The 25,097-nt window shown below is 35.3% G+C and carries 24 protein-coding genes; all 24 read left to right on the forward strand.

Annotated features, from left to right (window positions below; translation table 11 throughout):
• The first annotated feature begins 63 nt into the window (after nt 1-63).
• The 24 genes from ESV24_RS10005 (at nt 64) to ESV24_RS10120 (ending at nt 24,864) form a co-directional block, all read left to right on the forward strand.
• The gene (locus tag ESV24_RS10005; RefSeq protein WP_111816134.1) at nt 64-426 is read left to right on the forward strand and encodes a four helix bundle protein; all 363 of its coding nucleotides are present in this window, start codon (nt 64-66) and stop codon (nt 424-426) included.
• Complete coding sequence (locus ESV24_RS10010) at nt 414-1,736, forward strand: ABC transporter ATP-binding protein (RefSeq protein ID WP_249041582.1); 1,323 nt, start codon at nt 414-416, stop codon at nt 1,734-1,736. Before ESV24_RS10005 ends, ESV24_RS10010 begins: the two co-directional genes overlap by 13 nt.
• A 7-nt stretch (nt 1,737-1,743) precedes the next feature.
• A complete protein-coding gene (locus ESV24_RS10015) occupies nt 1,744-2,397 on the forward strand; it encodes a sulfotransferase (protein WP_146743159.1) in 654 nt (217 codons plus the stop codon).
• Nucleotides 2,390-3,457, forward strand: a complete 1,068-nt coding sequence (locus ESV24_RS10020) for a DegT/DnrJ/EryC1/StrS family aminotransferase (RefSeq protein ID WP_111816136.1) — start codon at nt 2,390-2,392, stop codon at nt 3,455-3,457. The genes ESV24_RS10015 and ESV24_RS10020 overlap by 8 nt, the downstream gene beginning before the upstream one ends.
• Before the next feature lie 106 nt (nt 3,458-3,563).
• Complete coding sequence (locus ESV24_RS10025; RefSeq protein ID WP_111816137.1) at nt 3,564-4,265, forward strand: WbqC family protein; 702 nt, start codon at nt 3,564-3,566, stop codon at nt 4,263-4,265.
• 2 nt (nt 4,266-4,267) lie between these two features.
• Complete coding sequence (locus ESV24_RS10030) at nt 4,268-4,927, forward strand: acetyltransferase (RefSeq protein WP_111816138.1); 660 nt, start codon at nt 4,268-4,270, stop codon at nt 4,925-4,927.
• 2 nt (nt 4,928-4,929) lie between these two features.
• Entirely contained in the window at nt 4,930-5,865 is a 936-nt protein-coding gene (locus tag ESV24_RS10035; RefSeq protein WP_111816139.1) for a glycoside hydrolase family protein, read from the forward strand.
• 12 nt (nt 5,866-5,877) lie between these two features.
• A complete protein-coding gene (locus ESV24_RS10040; RefSeq protein ID WP_160110610.1) occupies nt 5,878-6,813 on the forward strand; it encodes a glycosyltransferase family 2 protein in 936 nt (311 codons plus the stop codon).
• 10 nt (nt 6,814-6,823) lie between these two features.
• Nucleotides 6,824-7,741, forward strand: coding sequence for a glycosyltransferase family 2 protein (locus ESV24_RS10045; RefSeq protein ID WP_146743160.1), 918 nt, complete (start codon nt 6,824-6,826; stop codon nt 7,739-7,741).
• Nucleotides 7,742-7,745: 4 nt separating this feature from the next.
• On the forward strand, nt 7,746-8,696 hold the full coding sequence (locus tag ESV24_RS10050; protein ID WP_111816142.1) for a glycosyltransferase family 2 protein: 951 nt from the start codon (nt 7,746-7,748) through the stop codon (nt 8,694-8,696).
• 295 nt (nt 8,697-8,991) lie between these two features.
• Complete coding sequence (locus tag ESV24_RS10055) at nt 8,992-9,969, forward strand: glycosyltransferase family 2 protein (RefSeq protein WP_160110611.1); 978 nt, start codon at nt 8,992-8,994, stop codon at nt 9,967-9,969.
• Entirely contained in the window at nt 9,966-10,802 is an 837-nt protein-coding gene (locus ESV24_RS10060; RefSeq protein WP_111816144.1) for a glycosyltransferase family 2 protein, read from the forward strand. Before ESV24_RS10055 ends, ESV24_RS10060 begins: the two co-directional genes overlap by 4 nt.
• Before the next feature lie 18 nt (nt 10,803-10,820).
• Nucleotides 10,821-11,753 carry a glycosyltransferase family 2 protein gene (locus ESV24_RS10065; RefSeq protein WP_111816145.1) on the forward strand — a complete coding sequence of 311 codons (933 nt, stop codon included), beginning with the start codon at nt 10,821-10,823 and terminating at the stop codon, nt 11,751-11,753.
• Between the two features lie 9 nt (nt 11,754-11,762).
• Entirely contained in the window at nt 11,763-12,641 is an 879-nt protein-coding gene (locus ESV24_RS10070) for a glycosyltransferase family 2 protein (protein ID WP_111816146.1), read from the forward strand.
• A 161-nt stretch (nt 12,642-12,802) separates the two neighbouring features.
• Nucleotides 12,803-13,993 carry a glycosyltransferase family 4 protein gene (locus ESV24_RS10075; RefSeq protein WP_111816147.1) on the forward strand — a complete coding sequence of 397 codons (1,191 nt, stop codon included), beginning with the start codon at nt 12,803-12,805 and terminating at the stop codon, nt 13,991-13,993.
• A gap of 325 nt (nt 13,994-14,318) precedes the next feature.
• Nucleotides 14,319-15,713 (forward strand): asparagine synthase-related protein, encoded by a 1,395-nt coding sequence (locus ESV24_RS10080; RefSeq protein WP_111816292.1) that lies wholly within the window; start codon nt 14,319-14,321, stop codon nt 15,711-15,713.
• Nucleotides 15,710-16,693, forward strand: a complete 984-nt coding sequence (locus ESV24_RS10085) for a glycosyltransferase family 2 protein (RefSeq protein WP_111816148.1) — start codon at nt 15,710-15,712, stop codon at nt 16,691-16,693. The genes ESV24_RS10080 and ESV24_RS10085 overlap by 4 nt, the downstream gene beginning before the upstream one ends.
• Nucleotides 16,690-17,463 carry a hypothetical protein gene (locus ESV24_RS10090; RefSeq protein ID WP_111816149.1) on the forward strand — a complete coding sequence of 258 codons (774 nt, stop codon included), beginning with the start codon at nt 16,690-16,692 and terminating at the stop codon, nt 17,461-17,463. The genes ESV24_RS10085 and ESV24_RS10090 overlap by 4 nt, the downstream gene beginning before the upstream one ends.
• A 5-nt stretch (nt 17,464-17,468) precedes the next feature.
• The gene (gene asnB, locus ESV24_RS10095; RefSeq protein ID WP_111816150.1) at nt 17,469-19,304 is read left to right on the forward strand and encodes an asparagine synthase (glutamine-hydrolyzing); all 1,836 of its coding nucleotides are present in this window, start codon (nt 17,469-17,471) and stop codon (nt 19,302-19,304) included.
• Entirely contained in the window at nt 19,301-20,422 is a 1,122-nt protein-coding gene (locus tag ESV24_RS10100; RefSeq protein WP_111816151.1) for a glycosyltransferase, read from the forward strand. The genes asnB and ESV24_RS10100 overlap by 4 nt, the downstream gene beginning before the upstream one ends.
• Entirely contained in the window at nt 20,419-21,597 is a 1,179-nt protein-coding gene (locus ESV24_RS10105; RefSeq protein ID WP_111816152.1) for a glycosyltransferase family 4 protein, read from the forward strand. The genes ESV24_RS10100 and ESV24_RS10105 overlap by 4 nt, the downstream gene beginning before the upstream one ends.
• A gap of 54 nt (nt 21,598-21,651) precedes the next feature.
• Nucleotides 21,652-22,707: an exostosin domain-containing protein gene (locus ESV24_RS10110; protein WP_146743161.1), complete on the forward strand. Its 1,056-nt coding sequence runs from the start codon at nt 21,652-21,654 to the stop codon at nt 22,705-22,707.
• Nucleotides 22,697-23,539 carry an FkbM family methyltransferase gene (locus tag ESV24_RS10115; RefSeq protein WP_111816154.1) on the forward strand — a complete coding sequence of 281 codons (843 nt, stop codon included), beginning with the start codon at nt 22,697-22,699 and terminating at the stop codon, nt 23,537-23,539. The genes ESV24_RS10110 and ESV24_RS10115 overlap by 11 nt, the downstream gene beginning before the upstream one ends.
• Complete coding sequence (locus ESV24_RS10120) at nt 23,539-24,864, forward strand: glycosyltransferase family 2 protein (RefSeq protein WP_111816155.1); 1,326 nt, start codon at nt 23,539-23,541, stop codon at nt 24,862-24,864. Before ESV24_RS10115 ends, ESV24_RS10120 begins: the two co-directional genes overlap by 1 nt.
• Nucleotides 24,865-25,097: the final 233 nt, after the last annotated feature.

Consider the following 25,097-nt stretch of genomic DNA (forward strand, 5'->3'; position numbering starts at 1 on the left):
AGTTGTCAGTTATCGGTTAAATACGTAAGTTTATAAAGGAGGGGTAAATGAAATAATATTAGCATGAAATCTTATAAAGATTTAGATATTTATAATTTGGCTTTTCAATTCTCCATCGAAGTACACCACGTTTCGTTGAAGATGCCAAAATTTGAACTGTATGAACAAGGAAGTCAAGTTAGAAGATCCGCAAAGAGTGTAAAGGATAATATTATTGAAGGGTATGGAAGAAGAAATTACAAACAAGACTTTATAAAATTCCTGACCTATTCCCAAGCTTCCTTATTGGAATGCAAGGGACAGTTGGAAACAATTCAAGAATTATATGATATCCCAGAAGTGCCTGAAGTAATTACAAAATATGATGGTTTAGGCGCAAAGATTTTTACATTTACTCAATATGTAGAAAAAAATTGGAAAACTTAACAGACAACAGACAACAGACAACAGACAACAGACAACAGACAACAGACAACAGACAACAGACAACAGACAACAGACAACAGACAACCGACAACCGACAACCGAACATGCCCAACAATGAAGTTTTAGTTCAAGTACAACATCTCTCCAAAAAGTTCTGTAAAGACCTTAAGACCAGCCTTTGGTATGGGGTGAAGGATTTGGCTAGTGGGTTAAGCGGTAACCAAAATGAGCGGGAACTGCGGCCACAAGAGTTTTGGGCGGTGAAGGATATTAGTTTTGAGCTACGCCGTGGCGAATGTTTGGGGCTTATTGGCCATAATGGGGCTGGAAAATCTACACTATTGAAAATACTGAACGGCCTCATAAACCCCGATGCGGGCAAAGTGACCATCAAAGGACGGGTAGGAGCATTGATAGAACTGGGTGCAGGTTTTAACCCTATTTTGAGTGGGAGGGAAAACATTTATAACAACGGTGCGATCCTTGGGTTTACCAAAAAAGAGATAGAAGAGAAAGTGGAAGAAATTATAGACTTTGCCGAAATACGCGAGTTTATAGATATGCCAGTACAAAATTACAGTAGCGGGATGAAGGTGCGCCTGGGCTTTGCCGTGGCGGCACAAATGGAACCCGATGTTTTGATTATTGATGAGGTTTTGGCGGTGGGCGATCTGGGCTTTGTATTAAAATGTTTTAAACAGATAGACACCCTCCTCCCTAATACGGCTATAGTTTTTGTATCGCACTCTATGCCGATGGTTTCGCGTATTTGTAACCAGATTATTTTGATGGAAAAAGGAAAGGCAGTTTTTCAAGGGGAAGATGTAGGGAAGGCGATTGATAAGTATTATACCCGTTTTGTAGATAACGATAGCAATGTGGTATTTGATGATGGGAGTATTGCGTATGAAAGCGTGGAAATCTTGGAAGCAAAAGCTTACGAGAAGAATATTCCTCAGATAGAATGGGGGAATACTTTTAAATTGAAATTTAAGTTTAGAAAGAATACATTGAATGAACCCCCAGCATTTTACATTTCCATTTTTGACAAAGAACAACGTCCAGTGGCTATTTTAGAACCTAATATAGAAGAGTTGGATTCTAAAAATGATTCTAACCTGATTGAATTTATTGTTGAACACAAAAATTTACAACTTTCAAAAGGTATTTACTCCTTAAATATTGTTGTTTCAAAAAAGACCAATAATGAACCGCTTCTTCGTATGAATGGAATATTATCCTTTCAAGTGCTCCATCAAACTGATACATGGCCTCCATTTTTATTAAAATCTTCCTTCCAATCAATATAGTTTTATGTTGTTTAAAAATAAAAAATCTAAGATATTTTGCATCGGCCTAAATAAAACAGGCACTACAACTCTTGAAAAGGTCTTAAAAGATTTTAATTTCAAATTGGGAGATCAAACAAGTGGAGAATTGTTGTTTAAAGATTGGTATAAAAGGGATTTTAGTTCAATTATTAAACTTTCCAAAACTGCTAAAGCCTTTCAGGATGCACCTTTTTCATTTCCTTTTACATTTATTGCTTTGGATCAATATTTTACTAATGCCAAGTTTATTCTAACGCTGCGTGATTCTCCCGAACAATGGTACAATTCCTTATTAAAGTTTCACTCTAAACTTTGGGCAGATGGAATAAACCCGCCTACAACAGAGGACTTAAAAAATGCCAAGTATCGTTACAAAGGATTTGCCTATGAGTCCAGTAAAGCAGTCTTTAATACTCCTGATGATGACCCTTATAATAAAGAAATATTATTAGATTATTATAACAATCACAATTACCAAGTAATAGAATATTTTAGAAGTAGACCAGAAAAACTGCTTGTTATTAATGTTTCTGATGATAATGACTATATTCGGCTTTGCGATTTTCTGAATAAAAAACCTTTCCATAAAACATTTCCTTGGGAAAACAAAACGAGCGAGAAAAAGAAAAAAAATGATTAACGTAACCAAAACTTTTTTACCTCCTCAAGAAGAATACAACGCCGTCTTAAAACGCGCGTGGGACGCTGGTTGGATAACTAATCGAGGGGCTTTGGTTTTGGAGCTAGAGGAAAAGCTAAAAGCATATTTAAAAGTGCCGAATATAATAGCAATGACCAATGGTACTTTGCCTTTGCAGATAGCAATAAAGGCCTTGGGCTTAACAGGCGAAATTATAACCACACCTTTCAGTTATGTAGCAACAACAAGCAGCATTGTTTGGGAGGGTTGTACCCCAGTGTTTGTGGATATCCATCCCGAATATCTAACCATAGACGAAACTAAAATTGAGGCTGCCATTACCCCAAAGACAACCGGTATATTGGCAACCCATGTATTTGGCAATCCCTGTGATGTAGAAACTATTGAAAAGATTGCCCATAAACACAACCTAAAAGTTATTTATGATGCTGCTCATTGCTTTGGGGTTACTTACAAAGGCAAAAGCATTTTTGAATATGGCGATGTGAGTACCTGTAGCTTTCATGCCACCAAATTGTTCCATACTGGAGAAGGTGGTGCTTTATTTACAAAAGACAGGGAATTTCAAAAAAAATTATTTTATCATCACAACTTTGGTCATAAAGGAAATGAGGATTTTCAGGGCCTGGGTGTCAATGCCAAAATGAGCGAACTTCAGGCGGCAATGGGATTGGCTGTATTACCATATATTGAAACTATTCTCGAAGCAAGAAAAAGAGTTGCCGAATTATACAAAAATAATTTGGGAGGTGTTTCCGCCTTGAAGTTGAGGGAAGATACGCAATGGAATTACTCATATTATCCTGTGTTGTTTGAGAATGAAACACAATTACTTGCCATACAGCAATTACTAAACAAAGAAAATATCTTTCCACGACGTTATTTTTACCCAAGTTTAAACTTATTGCCATATGCTGATAAAAAACCTTGCCCAATTTCGGAAAACATCGCTTCTCGTGTCCTTTGCCTTCCTTTATACCATGACCTTTCTGATGGTGTAGTTTTAAAAATATGTAATATCATAAATGAGGAATTATGAAATGCCTATTAACAATTTGCAAATTCACTAAAGGTTTATATTTGGGCATTCCATTTCTGTGCAGAGCTCAGTCGAAGCATTCCTATTTCTCAAATATTTTATACAGATGAAAATTGCGATTATGCAGCCTTATCTTTTCCCCTATATTGGGTATTTCCAGCTCATAAATACTGTTGATACCTTTATTTTTTATGACGATGTAAATTTTATAAAACGTGGGTGGATTAATCGCAATCAAATTCTTGTTGACAATTATGCAGCGATGTTTACTCTGCCATTAAAAAAAGCTTCGCAGAACAAATTGATCAATGAAATTGAAACTGCTATTGATAAAAAGTGGCTGTCACAATTTTTTAAAACCATTGAACAGAATTATAAAAACGCGCCCTATTTTGACCAAACTTTCCAGATACTGAATAGTGTGTTAAAAAAGGATGTTAGTAAAATTTCGACCCTGGCAATGGAGAGTGTTATGGAGATCTCACAGTATTTGCAATTAGATACCCAATTTGAGATTAGCTCTATAGATTATCCAACTACTATATGCTTTTCACAAGCTGAAAGACTTATCGCTATTTGTAAGGAAAATGGTAGTGACCATTATATAAATCCTTCGGGTGGAAAGGAGTTGTATAAAAAAGATACTTTTAATACAGAAGGCATTACACTTTCCTTTATTGAAAATGAGTTAGTACCTTACACCCAATTTGGAAATTCATTTATAAAAGGTCTTTCTATAATTGATGTTTTGATGTTCAATTCTGTTCAGAAAATAAACTTGCTTTTATCAAATTATAAACTTACTTAAGTATGGCAAAAGTTGTAATATTTGGTCTTTTAGACACTGCTGAGCTAGCACACTACTACCTTGAACATGATTCTGATCACGAAGTGGTTGCTTTTACAGTAAATAAGGAGTATTTGAGTATAACGGAGTTTAGGGGCTTGCCAGTTATAGCCTTTGAAGAGATTGAAACACTTTACCCGCCTAAAGAATATCATTTGTTTGCACCGATGACTGCTAAAAATATGAACAAACTGCGCGAGCAAGTTTACAACGATGGAAAAGCAAAAGGATATAAATTCATAACATACATAAGTAGTAAGGCCACAATATTTGATAATGAAATAGGAGAAAACTGTTTTATTTTGGAAGACAACACCATTCAACCATTTACTAAAATTGGTAATAATGTTGTGTTATGGAGTGGAAACCATATTGGCCATCACGGTATAATCAAAGACCATGTGTTTTTTACCTCTCATGTAGTTCTTTCAGGGCATTGCATTGTAGAATCCCATTGTTTTTTTGGGGTAAATGCTACTATACGAGATTACACACATTTGGCCAAAGGAACTTTGATAGCTATGGGCGCAGGCTTAACAAAACAGGAAACGGAAGAGTGGGGTATTTATGTGGGCAACCCAGCAAAGAAAATTGAAAATAAAATTAGTTACGAAGTATATTAATTATGAATTGGGAAAAGAAAGGATTGATATTTAAACCAACTGGCGATTTGCCTTGGAGCCGCTCCCATGCACAGGTTCCATTTGCGATGCTTATGGATAATGGTTTGGTTCGAATTTTTTATGCCACACGTGATGAAAACAGCGCTTCGTCCACTTCTTTTATTGATGTTAAAGCTGATAACCCAACAAATATTGTATATCAACACGATAAACCTATTTTATCTAAAGGGTCTAGAGGAAGTTTTGATGATTCTGGCACCATGCCCGCTTGGTTTGTAAATCATGATGGGAAGTTATATTTATATTATACCGCATGGAATAAAAGTGTGGAAGCATCCTATAGGCTTTCAATAGGGATAGCCGTTAGTGAAGATAATGGATTATCCTTTGCTAAGATGTTCAGTGGACCAATAATGGATAGGTCTATTTTTGACCCCATCTGGGTGGGGCAACCTTGCGTCTTAGTAGAAAATGGTTTATGGCGTATGTGGTATTTAAGCTGTGAAAAAATTGAAATGATCAATGACCACCCAGAACCTTTTTACAATATTAAATATGCCGAATCAACAGACGGGATCAATTGGAAGCGAAACAACCAAATTTGTATAGATTTTGAATTTGGTACTATAGACGCCATTGGCCGTCCCTGTGTCTATAAGGAAGATGGTATCTATAAAATGTTCCATTCAAATAGAAAGGCCAATGGATATAGAGAAGATAAAAAAGCAAGTTATTCAATAGGTTATTCAGAATCAAAAGATGGTATCATTTGGGAAAGAATGGACAACAAAGCAGGAATAGTTAAAAGCGAAACAGGTTGGGATTCCATTATGAATGAATACTGTACAACTTATGTTTATAACGGAAAGCGATATCTAATTTATAACGGAAACGGCTTTGGTGCTTCGGGGTTTGGTTATGCTGAACTTGTAATTTAAATTGAAGTATTTGTGGTAAAAGTAAGTGTTATAGTTCCAACATATAATCAAGAAGAATATATTGCTGAATGCATTCAAGGTATATGCAAACAACAGATAGATTTCCCAATTGAGGTTATAATAGGTGATGATTGTTCTATTGACAATAATCAAGCGATTATATTAAAAGAAATTGAAAAAAATAAAAATCCACTAATTGGGTTTAGCTTGAATTTTCATAAAAGTAACCTTAGCGCCCCTCCCAATATACCCGGAAAATTAAATTTTTTGTCCTGTCTTAAAATGGCACAAGGCAAATACATAGCTCTTTGCGAAGGCGATGACTACTGGACAGACCCCTTAAAACTGCAAAAGCAGGTGGATTTTATGGAAAAAAATCCAGATTATAGTGGAATTGGCTCTAATTCTGAAACTACATATCCTAATAAAGCACATAATCATTTGTTTGGAGAGAGTAAGGAGAGTATTTTAAATTTAAACGACTTATTACAAGCAAGAAAGTTTCATACTGCTACATTCTTGTTTAGAGCTACAGCCTTCAAAATAGATTTTCCGCTCGACATATTATCAGGCGATAGAGTATTATTTATGTTAATTGCTTGTTCTGGAAAAATCAAATTATTAAAAGATGTAACGGCAGTTTATAGAAAAAATGAGGGAGGAATATCAAGAACAGTTACAGCAGACCAACTAAAAAAAGATTTTAAGATAGCTAAGTATATTTCTAAATACAACAGTAATTTTGATTATTACAAACTACAGTCTTTTGTAGCATATACTGTATTTCAGTATGCTAAAAAAATATCTTTATTGGATTATGTAGTGAATAGTTATTTTTTGCTGTATTATAGGTTAATGAATAGAGGAAAAAAATCAAGAAAAGCTATAATAACGGACTCGATAAAATTAATTATGAATTTTTCAAATAAACTAGTTTTATTTAATTAAATTGATTGAAATGACTTGTTTTATAATAATTATTACTTATAATGCCATGCCTTGGATTCAAAAATGTTTGGATAGCACCAAAGGATATCAAGTTATAATTGTGGATAATAATTCCACAGATGGAACAGTAGCTTATATTAAAGAAAATTATCAAGAGGTGCACTTGTCGAGGCAAAATAAAAATCTAGGATTTGGACAAGCGAATAATATAGGGATCCGCTACGCTATTGAACAAGAAGCGGAATATGTTTTTTTATTAAATCAAGATGCATATTTGAAGAATGGTTGCATTGAAAAGTTACTTGAAACACAGCAGAAAAATCAAGATTATGATGTTTTGAGTCCAATACATCTTAATGGTCAGGGCACTCACTTAGATAAAGGATTTTTAATATACCTAAATCGATATAAATTAAGCAGTACGCTACTATTTGATCTTCTTAGTAAAAATCTATCTTCGGTTTATTCAATTGAATTTGTGAATGCCGCCGGATGGCTTATTACTCGGAATTGTCTGCAAAAGGTGGGCGGTTTTGATCCATTGTTTTTTCATTATGGAGAAGATAGAAATTATTGCCAGCGTGTTCGCTATCATAAACTTAATATAGGAATTGTGCCAGATGCCACAATCTATCATGATAGGGAAAATAGGGGTGAATATAATATCGAAAAATATTCCGAAGCTTATTATAAAGAATTTGAGCGCTATTTGAAAGTGGACTGGGCGGATATAAATGTTACTAATTTTGAGGAAAAATATAGCGCCCGTGCTCGCTATCTTTTAAGTAAACAAAGAAGATTTGTTTTAAAATTGCAATTTCAAAAAGCTGAGGATTGTCAGATAAAACGAAAATTGATGTTTCAGCTGAGAGCTGATATTGCCAAAAGTAGACAATCAAATACGGAAGGTCAAATGCCATATATTTAATCCAATGGAAGTTTCAGTAATCATCCCTGCCTATAATGCCGCTTCTTTTGTTGAACGAGCCGTAAAAAGTGCGCTTCGACACACAGAGGTTAAAGAAATATTATTAATTGAGGACGGATCTAAAGATAATACATTACAAATTTGTAAGGAATTGCGTCAGCAACACAATATTGTTAAACTCTTTCAGCATAATCAGGGGGAGAATCAAGGCGCCGGAGCAACTAGAAATCTGGGTATTAGAAATGCAACCCAAAACTTCATCGCTTTTTTAGATGCTGATGACTATTATACGGAAATACGCTTTCAAAAGGAAAAGGAGATTTTTAAAAAACACCCTGATGCAGATGGAGTATATGGGGCAATTGGAGTGGAGTATTTGGATGCTGTAGGAGCAAAGGCTTGGGAGGCCAAAGGATTTGATCATAATACTCTTACTACAGTAAACAAGCCGGTAGATCCAGATCATCTCTTCGCGTTTTTGACTGATTTCGATAATCCGAAAGATTATGATGGATATTTTAGTATTGATGCATTTACCATAAAGCGCGAACAACTTTTAACTTCGGAAATAAAATTCGACGCATCTTTACGTTTGCACCAAGACACTATTTTTTTATGGCAAGCTGCTTATGCTCTAAATTTATATACTGGTGAATTTGAAAAACCCCTTGCGATGCGTTGTGTGCATTCAGATAATCGCTTTATTCACACAAAGAAATTAAATGCGAGTAGAAGCAAAATGTATAAGGTTATGCGAGATTGGACTATATTACAGAAGTTACAAAATAACTTTATAGAGTTTTTTAATCAAAAATATTTTGAGCATTATATTTCCTCCAAAGAAAAAACAGTAAAGCATTTTTCTTATTTAAAATTGCTTCTTGTGGATAGGAGAATTAGAAATAATTTTAGTAAAAAGCAACTTAAATTTGTTTTGAGGCAAATATTTTCTTGAAAGATGTAGGTTCCTTTTTCAGCACAGATTATTTAGTAGTTGGGTATAGCCTTTTTGCTCAGCATCTTTTTTGAAATGAGAATGGTGCTAGGAATGGGGTAAGCCTTTAGTATTAAATATTAAATGTTTAAAAATAGGTTGACGATATAAGCGTAAATCTGGAACCTCAATAATTCAGATTATACCTTCTTAAGTGCGGTTGAATCTGTTGATTCGACTTTTGTGGAATTTGGTATTTAGAATTTGGAATTTACCGTGTTGTTTTCCTTATTTTTGAAGCCAAAGAACCATTCTCGTGCTAACTGAACACCCATTAGTTTCCATCATTATCCCGACCTACAACCGAGCTAGTTTAATTGGGGAGACACTGGATTCTGTTTTAGCACAAACCTACCAAAATTGGGAATGTATCGTAGTGGACGACGGGAGTACGGATAATACCGATGAGATCCTAGCACAATATACATCGAAGGATTCAAGATTTCAATTCTATCATAGGCCCGAAAACAGATTGCCTGGTGGAAACGCGGCTAGGAATTATGGATTTGAGGTTAGCAACGGAATTTATGTAAACTGGTTCGATAGTGATGATTTGATGCACGTTAATAAAATTGAGTTACAAATAAAACAGTTCTACTCCTCCATTTATGATTTCGTAATTTGTCAGACTATGATGGTTGATTATGATAATAAAGAGATTATTGGACTTAAGGCTCCTAAATTAATATCTCAGAATATATTTGAAGACTATATAATGTTTAAAATATTTTGGTTGACGGGGGCTCCATTATGGAAAAAATCTTTCTTGTTAAGTAATAAATTATTTTTTGATGAACAACTATACCAAGGGCAAGATTACGATTTTCACATGCGGGTATTATCCGTTTCAGAAAACTATTATGCATGTGAAGAGCCATTAGTCACATTTAATTATCACCTTGATAATATGTCAAGATCGAGTGTTGATAGCCAGGAAAAGATTTTTTCGAATATTCTTATAATTCAGAGAATTTTAAAGAATTTTCACAAAAAATTAAGCGATAAAACTCTTCTCAAAAAATATAATGAGTTATTAAAATTATATAAATTCACTTTAAAAAAACGAAATTATAAATTAGCATTTTATTGTTACAAGTTTTTAATAAAAAATTTAAAGTTTATGCCTGGAAGTATATATAAGAAACTGCTTTTTGCAATGAGTATTACCACTTCACTGGGTTCTTATTATTTTCTGAATAAAGGCGAAAGATTTTTAAAAATTAAACTAAAATGACGGGTGTTTTGATTTCTATAATTTTACCTTGTTATAATCAAGCTGAGTATTTACCGGAAGCTTTAGAATCGGTTTTAAAGCAATCCCATTCGCGCTGGGAATGTATCATAGTTGATGACGGGTCTCCGGACGAAACTAAAAGGATAGCTGATGAATGGCTGATAAAAGACTCAAGATTTAGTTACATTAAGATAAAAAATAGAGGATTGAGTAATGCCAGAAACGTTGGAATTAATAAAGCAAAAGGAGAGATTATACTTCCACTGGACGCCGATGACAAGATCGCAGATAATTATATCGAATTGTCTTTGGAAGAGTTTAGAAAGGACGAAACTGTTAAACTTGTTTATTGTAAAGCTCAGAAATTTGGGATAGAACAAGGTATATGGGTTTTGCCAAATTTCTCTTTAAATAAACTAGCACAAATAAATATGATTTTCTGTGCTTCATTTTTTTATAAAAAGGATTGGTTAGATATTGGAGGTTATGATATTAATATGGTTTATGGTCTTGAGGACTGGGAATTTTGGATATCATTATTGAAGAATGGTGGCACTGTAAAAAAAATTGACAGTATAGGTTTTTATTATAGGGTCAAGAAAGTATCAATGATAACAAATCTTCAGAAGGAACAAAAAGAAGAAATGCTTCAATACATGAGTGTTAAACACGCTGATTTTTTTGTTAAACAACTGGGGTCATTTTATGCTCTGAATAAAGAGTTAAGAACTCTAAAGAGGGCTTATATGAAAAAGGTTAACAATAAAAAATATGTTTTAAATTTATTTCTGAAAACCTTTTTCGGTATTTCCATATTTAATATAAGAAAATAAATATTTAATAAACAGCTGATGTTTAGTTTTTATACGGTAATTGTTACATATAACGGAAGGCGATGGATTGATAAATGTATCGATAGCTTATACGAAAGCTCTTTTCAAAATAACATAATTATTGTAGATAATAATAGCGTAGATAATACTGTGAGTTATATTAAAAGGAAATACACAGATATCTATGTGTTAGCACAAGAACAAAATTTAGGTTTTGGTAAGGCAAATAACTTAGGCATTTCATACGCTTTGCAAAAAGGAGCTGACTTCATTTTTCTTTTAAATCAAGATGCGATGATTAAAAAAAATACTTTGGAAAAACTTATAAAGGTATCAAACGACTATCCAGAATATGGGGTATTGAGCCCGTTTCACCTTGATTGGGATGGAAGTAAGCTTGAATACTATTTTTCCAAATTCACTCTTAAAAACATTGAGCTTTATTCAGATTATGTTTTACAGAAAGAATTAAAATTACTTTATGAAGTACCATTTATTAATGCGGCGGCTTGGCTAGTTCCAAGAAAGACATTTGAAGCAGTAGGAGGCTTTGATCCTATATTTCACCATTATGGGGAGGATAATAACTATTGTCAAAGATTAAATTTCCATAAAATAAAAATAGGCGTTGTAACTGGTAGTTTTATATTCCATGACAGTAAAAAAAGGCGCGAACCACCTAATTATTTGTTCTCTGAGGCTTATTACTTGGATGAAGTTAAAAAGCTTCAGATTAAATATGCTAATATAAACGACCATTACTCTGAAAGAGCTTTAAATAATGAATTAAAGCATATTAATAAGTTGATCTTGATAAATGCGTTTAAACTAAATAACCGTGCAATATGTGGCTATCTTAAAAAATACAGAATATTTAAAAAAAATATTGAAATAATAGCCCAAAGCCGTAAGCAAAATATTGTTAAAAAACCAAACTATTTAAACCTGTAGATTTGTCTAATGTTTATAAGTGTAATAATTCCTACCAGAAATCGATATGAGTATATTACTTTATTAGTTGATGATCTTCAAAACCAAACAGTTTCAAATTTTGAAATTATAGTTATTGATCAATCTGATAATAAACAATTCATTGCTGATTGTAAACATATTTTTACGAATACACGAGGTCCGTGTATATCCAGAAACGTTGGAGTAAAAAAATCTAAAGGTGATATATTAGTTTTTTTAGATGACGATGCACGGGTTTATAATGATTTTATTGAAGAAGTCACAAGTCCGATAATAAAGGATAGGTTTGATGCTGTAGCAGGTGCAATTTGTGACCCCGAAGGAAATTATTTAATGACAGATGATGACTTTCTAAAAAAAAATAATTCTAATTTTATTAAAACAATTACTAGCAATCCAAACTCGGAAAAATCTAGAATTACACTTTCATTTCCAGCGGGTTGTTCAGCAATTAAAACCTCAGTATTTCATAAAATAGGCGGATTTGATCAAAGTTTTGATCCAACCGGTGCAGGAGAAGATCGAGAAATAGCAATTAACTTATTCAAAAATGGATATGCGACCTGGTATAATTCGAAAGCGAAATTGTTACACATTGCGGCAAGTGAAGGAGGTTCAAGAGATTTAGGTAGTCGAAGTCTTATGCTAGATGTTCACTCTTATAAAATATGTAAAAAGCATTTCTCTTTAGAACTAGCTTCTTCTCTAAAAAAATCTATCCTTTTAAAGTATCAAAGGAATTTCATCGAAACTTTTTATACAGGAAAACTTATTAGAACAAAATATCTATTATATATAAAGGTTAAACGTCTATTGTCTGACCTAGAAGATTTTAAAAATCAAGATAATAAGGTAGATACTCATTAAAAAATGAATGTCTAGATAACTCACTTTATTCGATGAATTTTTATAAGAAAAAATTAAGTCTTATAATAAAGCTTAATTCTTGCACTGAACTATTGTTTAAATAATTTTTCTAAAATTTCTTGTGAATAGTTTTCCGTTAATAAAAATTATTAATTCATATTATGAAAAAAGTAGCGATTTATACAGGGACTTATCCCGACACCACCTTTCTGACCTTATTAGCACGAGGGTTAGCTGATAGTGGTGTTGAAGTTCATATATATGGTAAACTAAAACGAAAAACTAAAGAGGATTATAATATAAAATTTTTCACATATTCCGATAAAAATAAAGGTTATAATTTTTATTTTATATTGAAATATGTTTTTTTGAATCTCTTTTTTAATTATAAAAAGGCAATTTGGTATTATAGACACATAAAAAGTGAGGAGGCATATAGTATCTATAAAAAAAGTTTAATTATACTCCCAATGATATATCACCAACCAGACATTATTCATTTGCAGTGGATTCAATCTTTCAAAATATTTAGAGAACTTGATGAGATTCTTAATGCTAAAATTGTTGTCAGCATTAGAGGGAGTCAACTTTCTATTTCTAGTTTTTTATATCCCGATGCTTGGCAGACAACTGTGGATGCGACGAACAAGGCCGTAAAGATTCACTCCATATCCGATGATTTATCCCTACAGTTATTGAAAATTAATCCATTGGTAAGGGATAAAATTATTAAGATTAATCCAGCCATAGATTTAAATTTATTTTATACGGCAGAAGCTTCCTTTAATCGAGCAAGGAGTAATCCACTAAGAATAATTACTGTTTGCAGATTATCTTGGAAAAAAGGTTTGGCGTATGGCTTAGAGGCACTGAAGAAAATTCATGATAAGGGTTTAAACTTTGAGTATATCATAATAGGAGAAGGAAAACAAAGAGAAGAACTCACATTCTTGATTCGTGATCTGGGATTGACGAACAAGGTTAAATTGAAGGGGAGATTGTCACAAACTGAAATTCGAAAGGCTTTGTTAAATTCTGATGTATTTTTACTACCTAGCGTTCAAGAAGGTTTTTCTAATGCTGTAGTAGAAGCACAGGCTATAGGGCTGCCTTGTTTAGTTTCTGATGCCGAAGGATTAGAAGAAAATATTGAGCACGAGAAAACAGGTTTTATTTTTAAGAATAGAAATGTCCCTGAACTGGCTGCATTATTGGAGCAGTTTACAAAAATTTCTAACAAAGACTATATTATTTTGAAAAGAAATGGAGTCGAAAGAAGTAAAGCCAGATACGACATTAAAGATCAAATTATTGCCCTCAAAAATCTGTATGAAAATATAGACATAATATAGTGTGATTATCTGTATCCAAATTTTTTTAGCTCCATTTTTAATCCTTTATTTTCATCTCAATAAGGTTGATTTTTGGGAATGAAATGAATAAACTCTTTGCCGGCAAGCGGACATCTCTACTTCGGCTCCGCAGCATAGGCTCATTTGGGAAAGGAGGAACCTTTTTTGCTAAAATCAAGATTTTAACGGAATTACATTAGTGGTACTTAACAAAGGCTCCCCTCTTTTTTTTCAAAGAGGGGTGTCCCGCTTTGGCGGGACGGGGAGTTTTTTGCCCCCCCAACCAAAATATTTAATTACTTTTACCAATCGTATAAAAACAGCAATGCCAACAATAAAAACCCCCATAATTCCAATCCATCAAACATTCGCCAAGGCCAACGCCCCGCACGAACTGGACAAAAAAGCAATATGCATATTTGCAGCTACTGGTTTTTTTTTGGATACGGATACTTATTGGAAAGATAAAAAAGTACTTCCCGCTGCATCTGAAAATATTCTTGACGATAACGGGTTTTTAATTGAAAGCAAACCTTGGTTTCAATGGCATTACAGTCCTAGGGATATTAGCTTTGAAACTGCTTTGGAGGAATTTACTTCGCTTTTTGAGCAAATCATTTCCGAACAGCTTGAAGATTCAAAAGTTATTCTTCCCCTTTCTGGGGGATTGGATAGCCGTACCCAAGCCGTGGCATTGAGTAAGATGAAAAACCCCGTAACTTCATATAGCTATTCCTTTAAAGGCGGCTTTTCAGAAAGTGGGATCGGAAAGAAAATTGCGAAAGTGTGCGGTTTTGATTTTAAGGAATTTACTATAGAATCAGGATACCTCTGGCCAAAACTGGAAGAATTGGCTTCCATAAACCAGTGTTATTCAGATTTTACCCATCCGCGCCAAATGGCGGTTTTAGACGAATTCAAAAAGTTGGAGGGTACTTTTTCCCTCGGTCATTGGGGCGATGTACTTTTTGATCGCGGAGCTCCTGAAGGAACAACTGAAAGTGAACTGCTAGAAACCATTTTAAAAAAAGTAGTCAAAAAAGGCGGGATGGAGCTTGCAACGGCACTATGGCAGGAGTGGGAGTTGGAAGGTGATTTTGAAAGTTATTTGCGTGAAAGAATTGTGGATTTGCACGCTACAATAAAAATAGAAAATACAAGCGCTAAACTACGCGCCTTTAAAAGCTTGTATTGGGCACCGCGTTGGACCTCAGTGAACCTTTCGGTATTTGACGTGGCACACCCTATAAGTTTACCTTATTATGATGATAGGATGTGTGAATTTATCTGTACTATTCCCGAAGAATATCTTGCCGCTAGAAAATTACAGTTAGAATATATAAAGCAGCAAAGCCCTGAATTGGCTAAAATAACATGGCAAGACCATAGGCCATTCAATCTTTATAACTTTCAAAATAACAAGTATCCGAATAATCTGCCATACCGAATTGGCAATAAACTTAAAAGAACTGTAAAGGAAAAGATGGGCAAACCCTACATACAGCGTAATTGGGAGCTTCAGTTTTTGGGAATGGAAAATGACGAAAAGCTACAGCAACGGCTTTTTTCCGAAAACCTGCATCCTTTTATTTCAAAACCTTTGCTCGCCCGGTTCTACAATAACTTTAAAACTGTGGATGCCGTAAAATATTCGCATCCTTTGAGTATGTTGCTAACACTTTCCGTATGGTACTGTTGCACAAAAGTGTATGACGAATGAAATTATCTATAGTCATACCCGTATTTAATGGTGAAAAGTTTGTTGAAAATGCCTATCGATATGTGTTGAGGCAAGAAATTTCTGATTTTGAGCTCATTTTTATAGACAATAACTCTATTGACAATTCCTTAGAGCTGCTTAGGAAAATCAAGAAGCAGGACAAAAGGGTAATGCTCCTTAAGGAAACAACCCAAGGTGCTGCTGCAGCTAGAAACAAAGGTCTAGGTTATGCAAAGGGGGATTATATTTATTTTTTTGATGTTGATGATGAATTATTTCCGAATGCCTTGAAGGCTTTGATGGAGGTTCTGGAGAATGACGAAATGTTGGACAGTGTTTTTGGTAATATAATTAAAACTCATAAACACATTGAAGATATTGTCCTGCCGCACGAATCCTTGGAAATAATAATAAATCACAACCAATATTGGGGAATTCGCTGGCTTGATTATGGTACGCTGCCTGGGACACCCAGTTTTTTGCACAGAAAAAGAGTTTTTGAGAAAACAGGGAATTTCAATACCACCCTTCTTTTAGGAGAAGATGCTGCTTTTTTGGTCAAATTGGGTATGGAATGTAATATTGCCCATATTGACAAGTATGTAATGTTGTATCATAGACATCAGGATTCTACAGTTTCCAGACAAAACAAAGTTCAAGCCCATAAGGTTTTTACCTACTGGGAGCCTTTGGTACAGGAACATATTCCATATTACATTACAACCCAGACTCCTTTGGAGTTTAGGAAAAAAATATTGTTCAAAACTTATGGATCAGTTGCAAAAATGATTGCGCTAACCGAAGGCTATAAAGCGAGGTGCGAACTAAAAGAAAAACTTCTCACCCAGATAAGGCCTCTTAAAATTCCTTTTCTGCACAGACCTTTTATTTCAATGATTACAATATCGGGAAGCATAAATCTTTATAAGATATATTTGTTTTACGTGGTAAGGTCCTACTTAAAATATTGCTTAAAATGAGCGTAAAATATATATTTTGTATCAGTACAGGCCGTTGTGGTACCGATTATCTATGTGGTCTTTTCAAACAGTTGGACAAATGCAGAGCCTACCATGAGCATAAACCTTTACTGCATAATGAATTAATGCGTGCAAATCTGGACGGTAACAGAAAGCCGTTAAGAGACCAACTACATTTTAAAGTAGATAAGATTTTTGAGGATCCTACGAAACTATATGTGGACACCAGTCATCTCTTCGTTAAGGGTTTCGGATGGGAATTGCCAAATCATATCCCCCAGAATGAAATTGGGGTGATTGTGTTAAAACGTACTAAGAATGAAGTTGTTAAAAGCACCCAACGTGTGCAGTCAGGGCCTTTTTCTTTTTTAGGAAGGAAACGGATAATTGTGCCTTATCACAATTATTTGATTCCACCCCCAATCAATAGGTTTTGGTACAACGTTTATCGCTATTTGTTAAAGTTTTATTGGTTGTTAAAAGGAGAATGGAATAGCACCATTAAAACCTATCCTAAATTTTTTGAAAAGAAATCGGAAATGCTTCTAAAGTGGTATTATGACGAGACCTACGCATTGGGCGAAAAATATAAAGAGACATTTCCTAAGATTACTTATATAAATGTCTCTTTGGAAGAATTAAATACGGAGGAGGGTTTTAAAAAGATTGTTGAAAGATTTAATTTGCAGGAAATTTGCGATTTTGAAAAAATTAAACCTATTATTGGAAAAGCAAAGAATTTAAAAAAGAAATTTAACGAAAAGGAATAATTGGAATGTGCGGATTTTTGGTTGAATATGACCTTGGAGGTCAACCGATTTTATCTAAATCTGATTTTCTTGGCCTACTCAGCAAATCAAGACTTCGCGGCCCTGATTCGCAAGGATGGTTTTCCAACGGTATCAATCTTCAGTTAGGTTTTAATCGGCTTGCAATCTTAGATCTCACTGTGGCTGGGGAGCAGCCCATGCACAGCCATAGTGGAAGATACACAATCGTATTCAATGGAGAAATCTATAACCATTTGCAATTACGGAAAAGATTGGATTTTTCCCGATTTACGGGTTATAGTGATTCCGAAACCATAACTGCCTGTTTGGTGGAGTGGGGCGTTTTTAAAACCGTTACAGAATTAAACGGAATGTTCTCATTAGCGGTGTATGATAAGGAGCTGGCTGAGATACACTTAATTCGCGATTTTGCAGGTATTAAACCTTTATTCTATGGCTGGGATGAACGTACATTAGTTGCCTCTAGTCAATATGACCAAATATTCTCCCATCCAAAATATAATACAAAGTCAATAGATCCCCAAGTGTTAAAACTATATTTGGAACAGCATTTTATGCCTGCTCCGTTCGGGTTGTATAAGGATACTTATCAAGTGGACCCGGGAGAAATTGTTACTTTCAAAAACGATGGGAAGATTACCAAGACCCGTTATTGGGAAATGCCCAAAGCATCTGCACATACTATTTCAGATAGAGAGGAGGCTTTACTTTATATTTCGGAAAAACTTTCCCAATCGGTACAGAGTCAGTTACTCTCAGACGTTCCTCTAGGTGCTTTTTTATCGGGGGGTGTGGATTCTAGTCTCATCACTTCTTTTATGAAGAATCACAGCACTCGGCCACAAGTATTTACAGTAGGTTCTGATAGTCAGATTCACGACGAATCAGAACGAGCAAAACAATTTGCTGAGGCCATGGATGTGCAACAGGAAATTTGGAATTTATCTGCAATCGAAGTCTTAGGATATTGGGAAGAAGCAATGGCTTCTTTGCATGAACCTCTAGCAGATTTTAGTATTTTGCCAACCTATTTGGTTTCGAAATTGGCAAAGAAAAAAGTAACTGTTTCTTTAAGTGGAGATGGGGGGGATGAGCTTTTTTTTGGCTATGAACGCTTTTGGAGTATTGGAAAAAATATAAACTATCAGCATTATCCAAGTCTCTTGCGAAAGGCCATTTATGGATTTGACAAATACACTACGGGCAATAAGCGGGTAAATAGGGTTCTATTGTCCTCAAGCCAAAGAGCTGCTCAACAGGGGCTTCACTCACGGTTTCGAAAGAACTGGCTTTACGAAATCGCACCGAGTTTGCAGTCCATAGATTTGCCTGATACATATAAGGTTTATGATTATTCCAATACCAAAGATATCAGGCAATTACTTAGCCATATGCGCTATTCAGAATTCTATGGAATGATGCAAAAAACCTTGCGAAAAGTAGATTTGGCTAGTATGCAGAATAGCCTTGAAGTTCGCGTACCCTTCTTGGACAAAAATGTGATTGAAGCTGCTTTGCAGATAGATCCGTTATTAAGTTATGGTAAGGGGAAACAGAAGCAATTGTTAAAAGCTTTACTATCCAAACGCATTCCCTCTATGCCAGAGGAAAAAGTGAAAAAGGGATTTTCAATACCCCTATCCACATGGCTGCGACAAGATTTGAAAAAAGTGGTCAGGGAGCAGATATTAGACTCGGATATTTCTAGTTTTGGATTTGAAAGAAAAAATATTGAAAAGATGCTCAGTCACCATTTTGAAAAAAGGGAGGATTTGAAATGGCCTATCTTTACGCTTTACGCGCTAACCAAATTTAGATGAAAAGAATAAAGGTGCTTTTTACAATTCCCAATTTTGACACTGCGGGCAGTGGAAAGGCTTTGTTGAATATAGCCAAAGGTTTAGATACTGATAAATTTGAGGCCCACATTATGTGTTTGCATGATAAAGGGCCTTTTTTTAAAGTTGTGGAAAGTTCGGGACTGCCAGTACACCGGTATAATTATATTCCCGATGCACGCCCTGTATTTAGAATGTTCAAGGAATGTTGGCAGGTATCTAGGTACTTCAAGAAAATTAATCCAGACATAATACACAGCTATAATTACAGTGCAAATTATACTGAAGCTTTAGCGGCACGGATGGCAGGAATTCCATGGGTTTTTACCAAAAAAAATATGAATTGGGGCGGTAAGTCCAAAAATGGATGGAAGCTCCGATCGCTTCTTGCTAAAAAAATTGCTGTTCAGAATAAGGATATGATGGCTGTGTTTTATAATAACAGAAGTAAAGCTATCTTAATTCCCAGAGGCGTTGATGTTACATACTTTCAGCCCACATACCCATTAGGGACTGAAGCGATTTTGCCGGGTTTTCCCTCCAGCCAGCGACTTTTAATATGCGTGGCTAACTTTGTTCCAGTAAAGGGAATAGAAATACTTATCCAAGCTTTTTATAAGCTAAATGAGAAGCATATAAACTGGAGCCTCCTGCTAGTTGGTGATGACAGTAATGATTATGGTAAACAATTGCAAAACGAAGTATCCAAGTTAAAAATGACCTACAGGATAAAATTTTCTGGAAAGCTTTTAGATGTAAGACCGCAATTGAACCGTGCTGAAATATTTATTCTGCCTACGAGAGGTGAAGGAGAGGGTTCTCCTGTGGCGCTTTTGGAAGCGATGGCATCAGAAAAGGTTGTACTCGGCTCTAATGTTCCTGGAATCCGAGATCAATTGGAAAATTTTCCCGATTATTTATTCGAGCCGTCAAATATTGAAGATTTAGCTAATAAGCTTGATAATTTTATGTTGGAACCGAAAGAGTATTTAAAGGAAATAGGTCTTTCATTCAGCTCTCATGTAACTGCAAATTATCCTATCGCAAAGGAAATTGAAAAACATGAACTTCTTTATGAAACAATAATTATCAGAAGATGAAAATAGGCATTGTCCTTTCAAATACTCCTGGTTACTCCGAGACCTTTTTCAATTCCAAGATTAAAGGTTTACAGGAGAATGGAATGGAAGTGCGTTTATATTGCCAAACCAAAAAAGATGACTTTACCCTTTGCCCAATAATTGAAAGTCCGAAGGTTAGCCGTAATGCTTTTTTGCAGACATGGTATTTTATAAAAGAATTTCTATTGCTAATGCCATATCTCTTAACGGTTTTTCGATACATCAAATTGGAGCGAAATGAGGGCACTGGAATTATTCAAATTTTCAAAAAGATTTATCTAAACGCCCATTTATTGAAAGCCAAATTAGACTGGTTGCATTTTGGTTTTGCAACTATGGCTTTGGGCAGTGAAACCGTGGCAAAGGCAATAGAAGCAAAAATGGCGGTAAGTTTTCGTGGTTTTGATATTGCAGTATTTCCTGTAAAAAATCCAGGCTGTTATAAAACTTTATGGAAATATGTAGATAAAGTGCATACTATTTCCAATGATCTTTTGGTTTTGGCCAAAAGACAAGGGCTGCCAGAAACCATCCCCGTTGAAAAAATAACGCCTGCTATTGACGTCAATTTATTTCAATCTACTAACCAGAATATTGACACGAGTGAAAAGATAGTTTTTATGACCACCGGCCGCCTGCACTGGAAAAAGGGATTTGTAGCAACTATAGAAGCTTTGGCTCTTTTAAAATCGAAGGGATTGGACTTCACTTATAAAATCATAGGGGAAGGGCCTGAATATGAACGAATCGCTTTTGCAGCATACCAACTTGGGTTAAAGGACAATGTTCAGTTTCTAGGAAAATTACCACATTCCGAAGTAAAGAGACAATTGGAAAGCGCAACCATGTATCTCCAATACAGTATTCAGGAAGGTTTCTGCAATGCCGTTTTGGAGGCACAGGCCATGGGCAAACTGTGTATTGTGAGCAACGCCGAAGGCCTGCCCGAGAATGTTATTCACAACCAAACAGGCTGGGTGGTTCCCAAGTATAACCCCCAAGCTTTGGTAGAAACAATACAAAAAGTAATAGCCTTGAACCCAGAGGAAAAAATAGCAATTTCCGAAACCGCCCAAAAAAGAGTAAAGGAAGAATTCAACATAGTAAAACAGCAAAGGGAGTTTTTAAATTTTTATAGCTCCTTAGATAATTAATAATGAATAATTAGTAATGAATAAATAATAAAGGACATCCTAGATTAACCAAATTTGAAACTCTACTTCCCAAAATCACATTACAACAAAGACCATCGCGGTCTGCTCTTTCCGTTGTTAAAGCCATTTATCAAAGCCGAGGGTTTTACAGATGCGCAGCGCATTGCTTCCTATGGAGTTTCCGAAAAGGATTTTGAGTTTACTGAGCTTTTGGAAGAAGCGGACTTGGTAGTGTTGACCATGGCTTGGAATTATTATGTGCAGACCAATCAAATTAAAAAAGCAACTGATTTTGTTGAACACTGTAAAACTTTAAACAAGAAAGTAATCACATTCAATGCAGGCGATTTTGGGGTGAAGATTCCCTATTTTAATAATCTGATAATCCTTCGCCTTAGTGGATACAAATCAAAGTTTACGGAAAATGAGTATGCTTTGCCAGCTTTTATTTCAGATCCATTAAAAAAATATTACCAGACGGATAGCGTATTTGAACGTCCTTATCTTTCAAAACCCGTAATTGGTTTTTGCGGACAGGCAAATGCTTCGCATTTTAATGCCGCAAAAGAGGTTATCAATACATTTCTTCGAAATATAAAGAACCTTATAATGCGCTCCAAAGAAGAACCCCAACAATTGCTTTCCACTTCTTTTTTAAGGGCTTCGGTACTTAAAACATTACAAGAGTCATATGATGTTGAAACCAATTTTATAATCCGTAAAAAATATAGGGCTGGTGTCACCACTAATAAAGATTCACATAAGACAACCTTGGAATTTTATGATAATTTACGTGATTCTGATTATGTGGTCTGTGTTCGTGGAGCAGGCAATTTTTCTGTCCGTTTCTATGAAACTATGGCAATGGGAAGGATACCAATTTTCATAAATACGGATAGTTCACTTCCTTTTGATAATCTAATTGAATGGAAAAAGAAGGTGGTGTGGGTGGAGCACAAAGAACGCGATCAAGTGGCGAAAAAAGTAAAGGAATTTAATGACGCACTATCTAAGGAGGATTTTATAGATTTACAACTTGCCAACAGAAAGTTATGGGAAGAGCGTTTAACACTATCGGGATTTTTTAAAACATTGTTCAATGATCAATAAAATCATTTTGGGATTATATAGGATATTGCCGCCAAAAATGCGTAATGGAATTGGTCAGTCCCGAGTATTGAAGCCCGTAAGGGATATATTCCTCCGCTCACACGGTAGTTATAGAGAAACCAGGGTATTTGTTAAAAGAGATTATTTGGGATATATGGTAAATTTCTACTTTCACGCATCTATGAAGGTAGCTTCAAAGGCAGAAAAAAGCGGAATTGAAAATACAATTTTACGAAACTCTATAGATCTTGTAAAAAGATTAAAGACCAAGGAAAATAACGCCGTAGTGTTAGATGTTGGAGCCAATTTCGGGTATTTAAGTTTAGTTTGGGCCAAATCAATCGCTCAAAACGGTAAGGTTTTATCTTTTGAACCAAATTTAAATGTATATAACAGTTTTAGAAACTCCATTCGAGCCAATAGTCTGGAATCTAGCATTGAATTGAATAATCTTGCAGTTGGAAAAAAGGATGGCACCATTGAACTATTTTTAAGCTCCACCACGTCAAACACTTTACAGACCAATACGCAGGACAACGGCAGCACTCAAATTGAAATGGTTTCTCTCGATTCCTTCTTAAAAAGAAATGGAATCGACCGCTGTGATCTTGTGAAAATTGATGTTGACGGAATAGAGTTGGATATTTTGATGGGTGCGACCCATCTGATGGAAAGATGTAACCCGATTTTTATTGTAGAGACCAATGATGATGAAAGGATTATCGAATTTTTTGATAAACGTAACTACCAAGTTCTCGATATGAAATTAAACCCATTCCAGTCAGGAGACCAACTTCCCCCAAATATCTTTTGTATCCCAAAAATTAAGTAATGCTCTTTCTTTTCCTAAAATATCTACAGCCCACACATTATTTTCAGTTATATAGGAAAGATGGAACTTCTATTTTTCCAATAATTGAAAATCTTCCGAATGAAATTGTTGAACAACTTGTACCGGAGGCCAAGTTTAAAAGTGAAAAAGCTCGGAAATACGATCTGTCTTGGCAAGCCGTCAATAAGGGTTATATTGGAAACACGGAAGTTTATACTTCATTTGAAAAACTTCCAGTGATTGACGAATACCGTTTTCTGCGGAAATACTTTCACTCAATTTGGGTTTTTTATGTTTTGATGTTACGGTTACTTTCTTTTAAAAATCCGTTCCGTGAGTTCTCGGCTTGGAAAAAAAGTAGGGACACGGTGCGAAGTAATTATCTTAATAAGCCAATAAAACACCCTGATTGCAATAAGCAGCAGTCCTCCCTAGTTGAAGATAAACCTTTGGTGAGCGTGGTAATTCCCACCTTGAATAGATATAAATATTTAAAGGATGTACTTGCTGATTTTGAAAAGCAGACTTATAAGAACTTTGAGATATTGATAATAGATCAGTCACAACCTTTTCAAAAAGTTTTCTGCAAAGATTTTAATCTAAAAATCCATCATATACAACAAAACGAACCAGCCTTATGGCTTGCCAGAAATACCGCTATTGAAAAATCTGAAGGAAGTATAATCGCCCTTTCAGAGGATGATGTTCGGATAGGTCCAGACTGGATTGAAAATCATTTGCGCTGTTTGGACTTTTTTAAAGCAGACATTTCTGCAGGAGTGTTTTACCCTGAAGGTAGTTCCATTCCAAAAGAACGCTCCTTTTTCTGTGTGGCTTCACAATTTGCTACTGGTAACGCAATGCTGTATAAAGATGTTTTTAAAAAAATAGGCTTGTTCGACAGACAGTTTGAAAAACAACGCATGGGCGATGGAGAATTTGGTCTGCGGGCATATTTGAACGGTCTAAAAAGTATTTCAAACCCGTATGCTTCTTGCATAGATGTAAAGGCAGGAACGGGAGGTTTAAGACAAATGGGCAGTTGGGATGCTTTTCGCCCCAAAAAGCTATTCGCTCCACGACCCATTCCAAGTGTACTATATCTGTATAGAAAATATTACGGTCGGAAAAGAAGCCTACTTGCCATTCTAAAAACTGTTCCCCAATCCATAATCCCTTACCGTTACAAGAAAAACAAAAAAATGATGGTCTTGGGTCTTTTTATCTCGCTATTTTTGTTTCCGTTTGTGGTTTTGCAGGTGGTTATTTCATGGCGATTGGCGACTAAGAAGTTGAGGGAGGGGGCGATGATAAAACGGTTGTAGGTTTCAGGTTGTGCCCTGAGCGGAGCCGAAGGGTTCTCGGTTCTCAGTTGTCTGTTCTCGGTTGCAGGTTACAGGTTGCAGGTTGCAGGTTTCAGGTTGTGCCCTGAGCGGAGTTGAAGGGTTCTTGGTTCTCAGTTGTCTGTTCTCGGTTGCAGGTTACAGGTTGCAGGTTGCAGGTTTCAGGTTTCAGGTTGTGCCCTGAGCGGAGTTGAAGGGTTCTTGGTTCTCAGTTG

It is taken from the genome of Aequorivita lipolytica (assembly GCF_007997135.1).
GTDB lineage: Bacteria > Bacteroidota > Bacteroidia > Flavobacteriales > Flavobacteriaceae > Aequorivita > Aequorivita lipolytica.

Excerpts from the sequence above, each read along its gene's own strand:
- ESV24_RS10005 (WP_111816134.1), top strand. The coding sequence starts at position 64 with ATGAAATCTTATAAAGATTTAGATATTTATAATTTGGCTTTTCAATTC.
- ESV24_RS10020 (WP_111816136.1), top strand. The coding sequence starts at position 2,390 with ATGATTAACGTAACCAAAACTTTTTTACCTCCTCAAGAAGAATACAAC.
- ESV24_RS10025 (WP_111816137.1), top strand. The coding sequence starts at position 3,564 with ATGAAAATTGCGATTATGCAGCCTTATCTTTTCCCCTATATTGGGTAT.
- ESV24_RS10030 (WP_111816138.1), top strand. The coding sequence starts at position 4,268 with ATGGCAAAAGTTGTAATATTTGGTCTTTTAGACACTGCTGAGCTAGCA.
- ESV24_RS10035 (WP_111816139.1), top strand. The coding sequence starts at position 4,930 with ATGAATTGGGAAAAGAAAGGATTGATATTTAAACCAACTGGCGATTTG.
- ESV24_RS10045 (WP_146743160.1), top strand. The coding sequence starts at position 6,824 with ATGACTTGTTTTATAATAATTATTACTTATAATGCCATGCCTTGGATT.
- ESV24_RS10050 (WP_111816142.1), top strand. The coding sequence starts at position 7,746 with ATGGAAGTTTCAGTAATCATCCCTGCCTATAATGCCGCTTCTTTTGTT.
- ESV24_RS10060 (WP_111816144.1), top strand. The coding sequence starts at position 9,966 with ATGACGGGTGTTTTGATTTCTATAATTTTACCTTGTTATAATCAAGCT.
- ESV24_RS10065 (WP_111816145.1), top strand. The coding sequence starts at position 10,821 with ATGTTTAGTTTTTATACGGTAATTGTTACATATAACGGAAGGCGATGG.
- ESV24_RS10070 (WP_111816146.1), top strand. The coding sequence starts at position 11,763 with ATGTTTATAAGTGTAATAATTCCTACCAGAAATCGATATGAGTATATT.
- ESV24_RS10075 (WP_111816147.1), top strand. The coding sequence starts at position 12,803 with ATGAAAAAAGTAGCGATTTATACAGGGACTTATCCCGACACCACCTTT.
- ESV24_RS10080 (WP_111816292.1), top strand. The coding sequence starts at position 14,319 with ATGCCAACAATAAAAACCCCCATAATTCCAATCCATCAAACATTCGCC.
- ESV24_RS10085 (WP_111816148.1), top strand. The coding sequence starts at position 15,710 with ATGAAATTATCTATAGTCATACCCGTATTTAATGGTGAAAAGTTTGTT.
- ESV24_RS10090 (WP_111816149.1), top strand. The coding sequence starts at position 16,690 with ATGAGCGTAAAATATATATTTTGTATCAGTACAGGCCGTTGTGGTACC.
- asnB (WP_111816150.1), top strand. The coding sequence starts at position 17,469 with ATGTGCGGATTTTTGGTTGAATATGACCTTGGAGGTCAACCGATTTTA.
- ESV24_RS10100 (WP_111816151.1), top strand. The coding sequence starts at position 19,301 with ATGAAAAGAATAAAGGTGCTTTTTACAATTCCCAATTTTGACACTGCG.
- ESV24_RS10105 (WP_111816152.1), top strand. The coding sequence starts at position 20,419 with ATGAAAATAGGCATTGTCCTTTCAAATACTCCTGGTTACTCCGAGACC.
- ESV24_RS10115 (WP_111816154.1), top strand. The coding sequence starts at position 22,697 with ATGATCAATAAAATCATTTTGGGATTATATAGGATATTGCCGCCAAAA.
- ESV24_RS10120 (WP_111816155.1), top strand. The coding sequence starts at position 23,539 with ATGCTCTTTCTTTTCCTAAAATATCTACAGCCCACACATTATTTTCAG.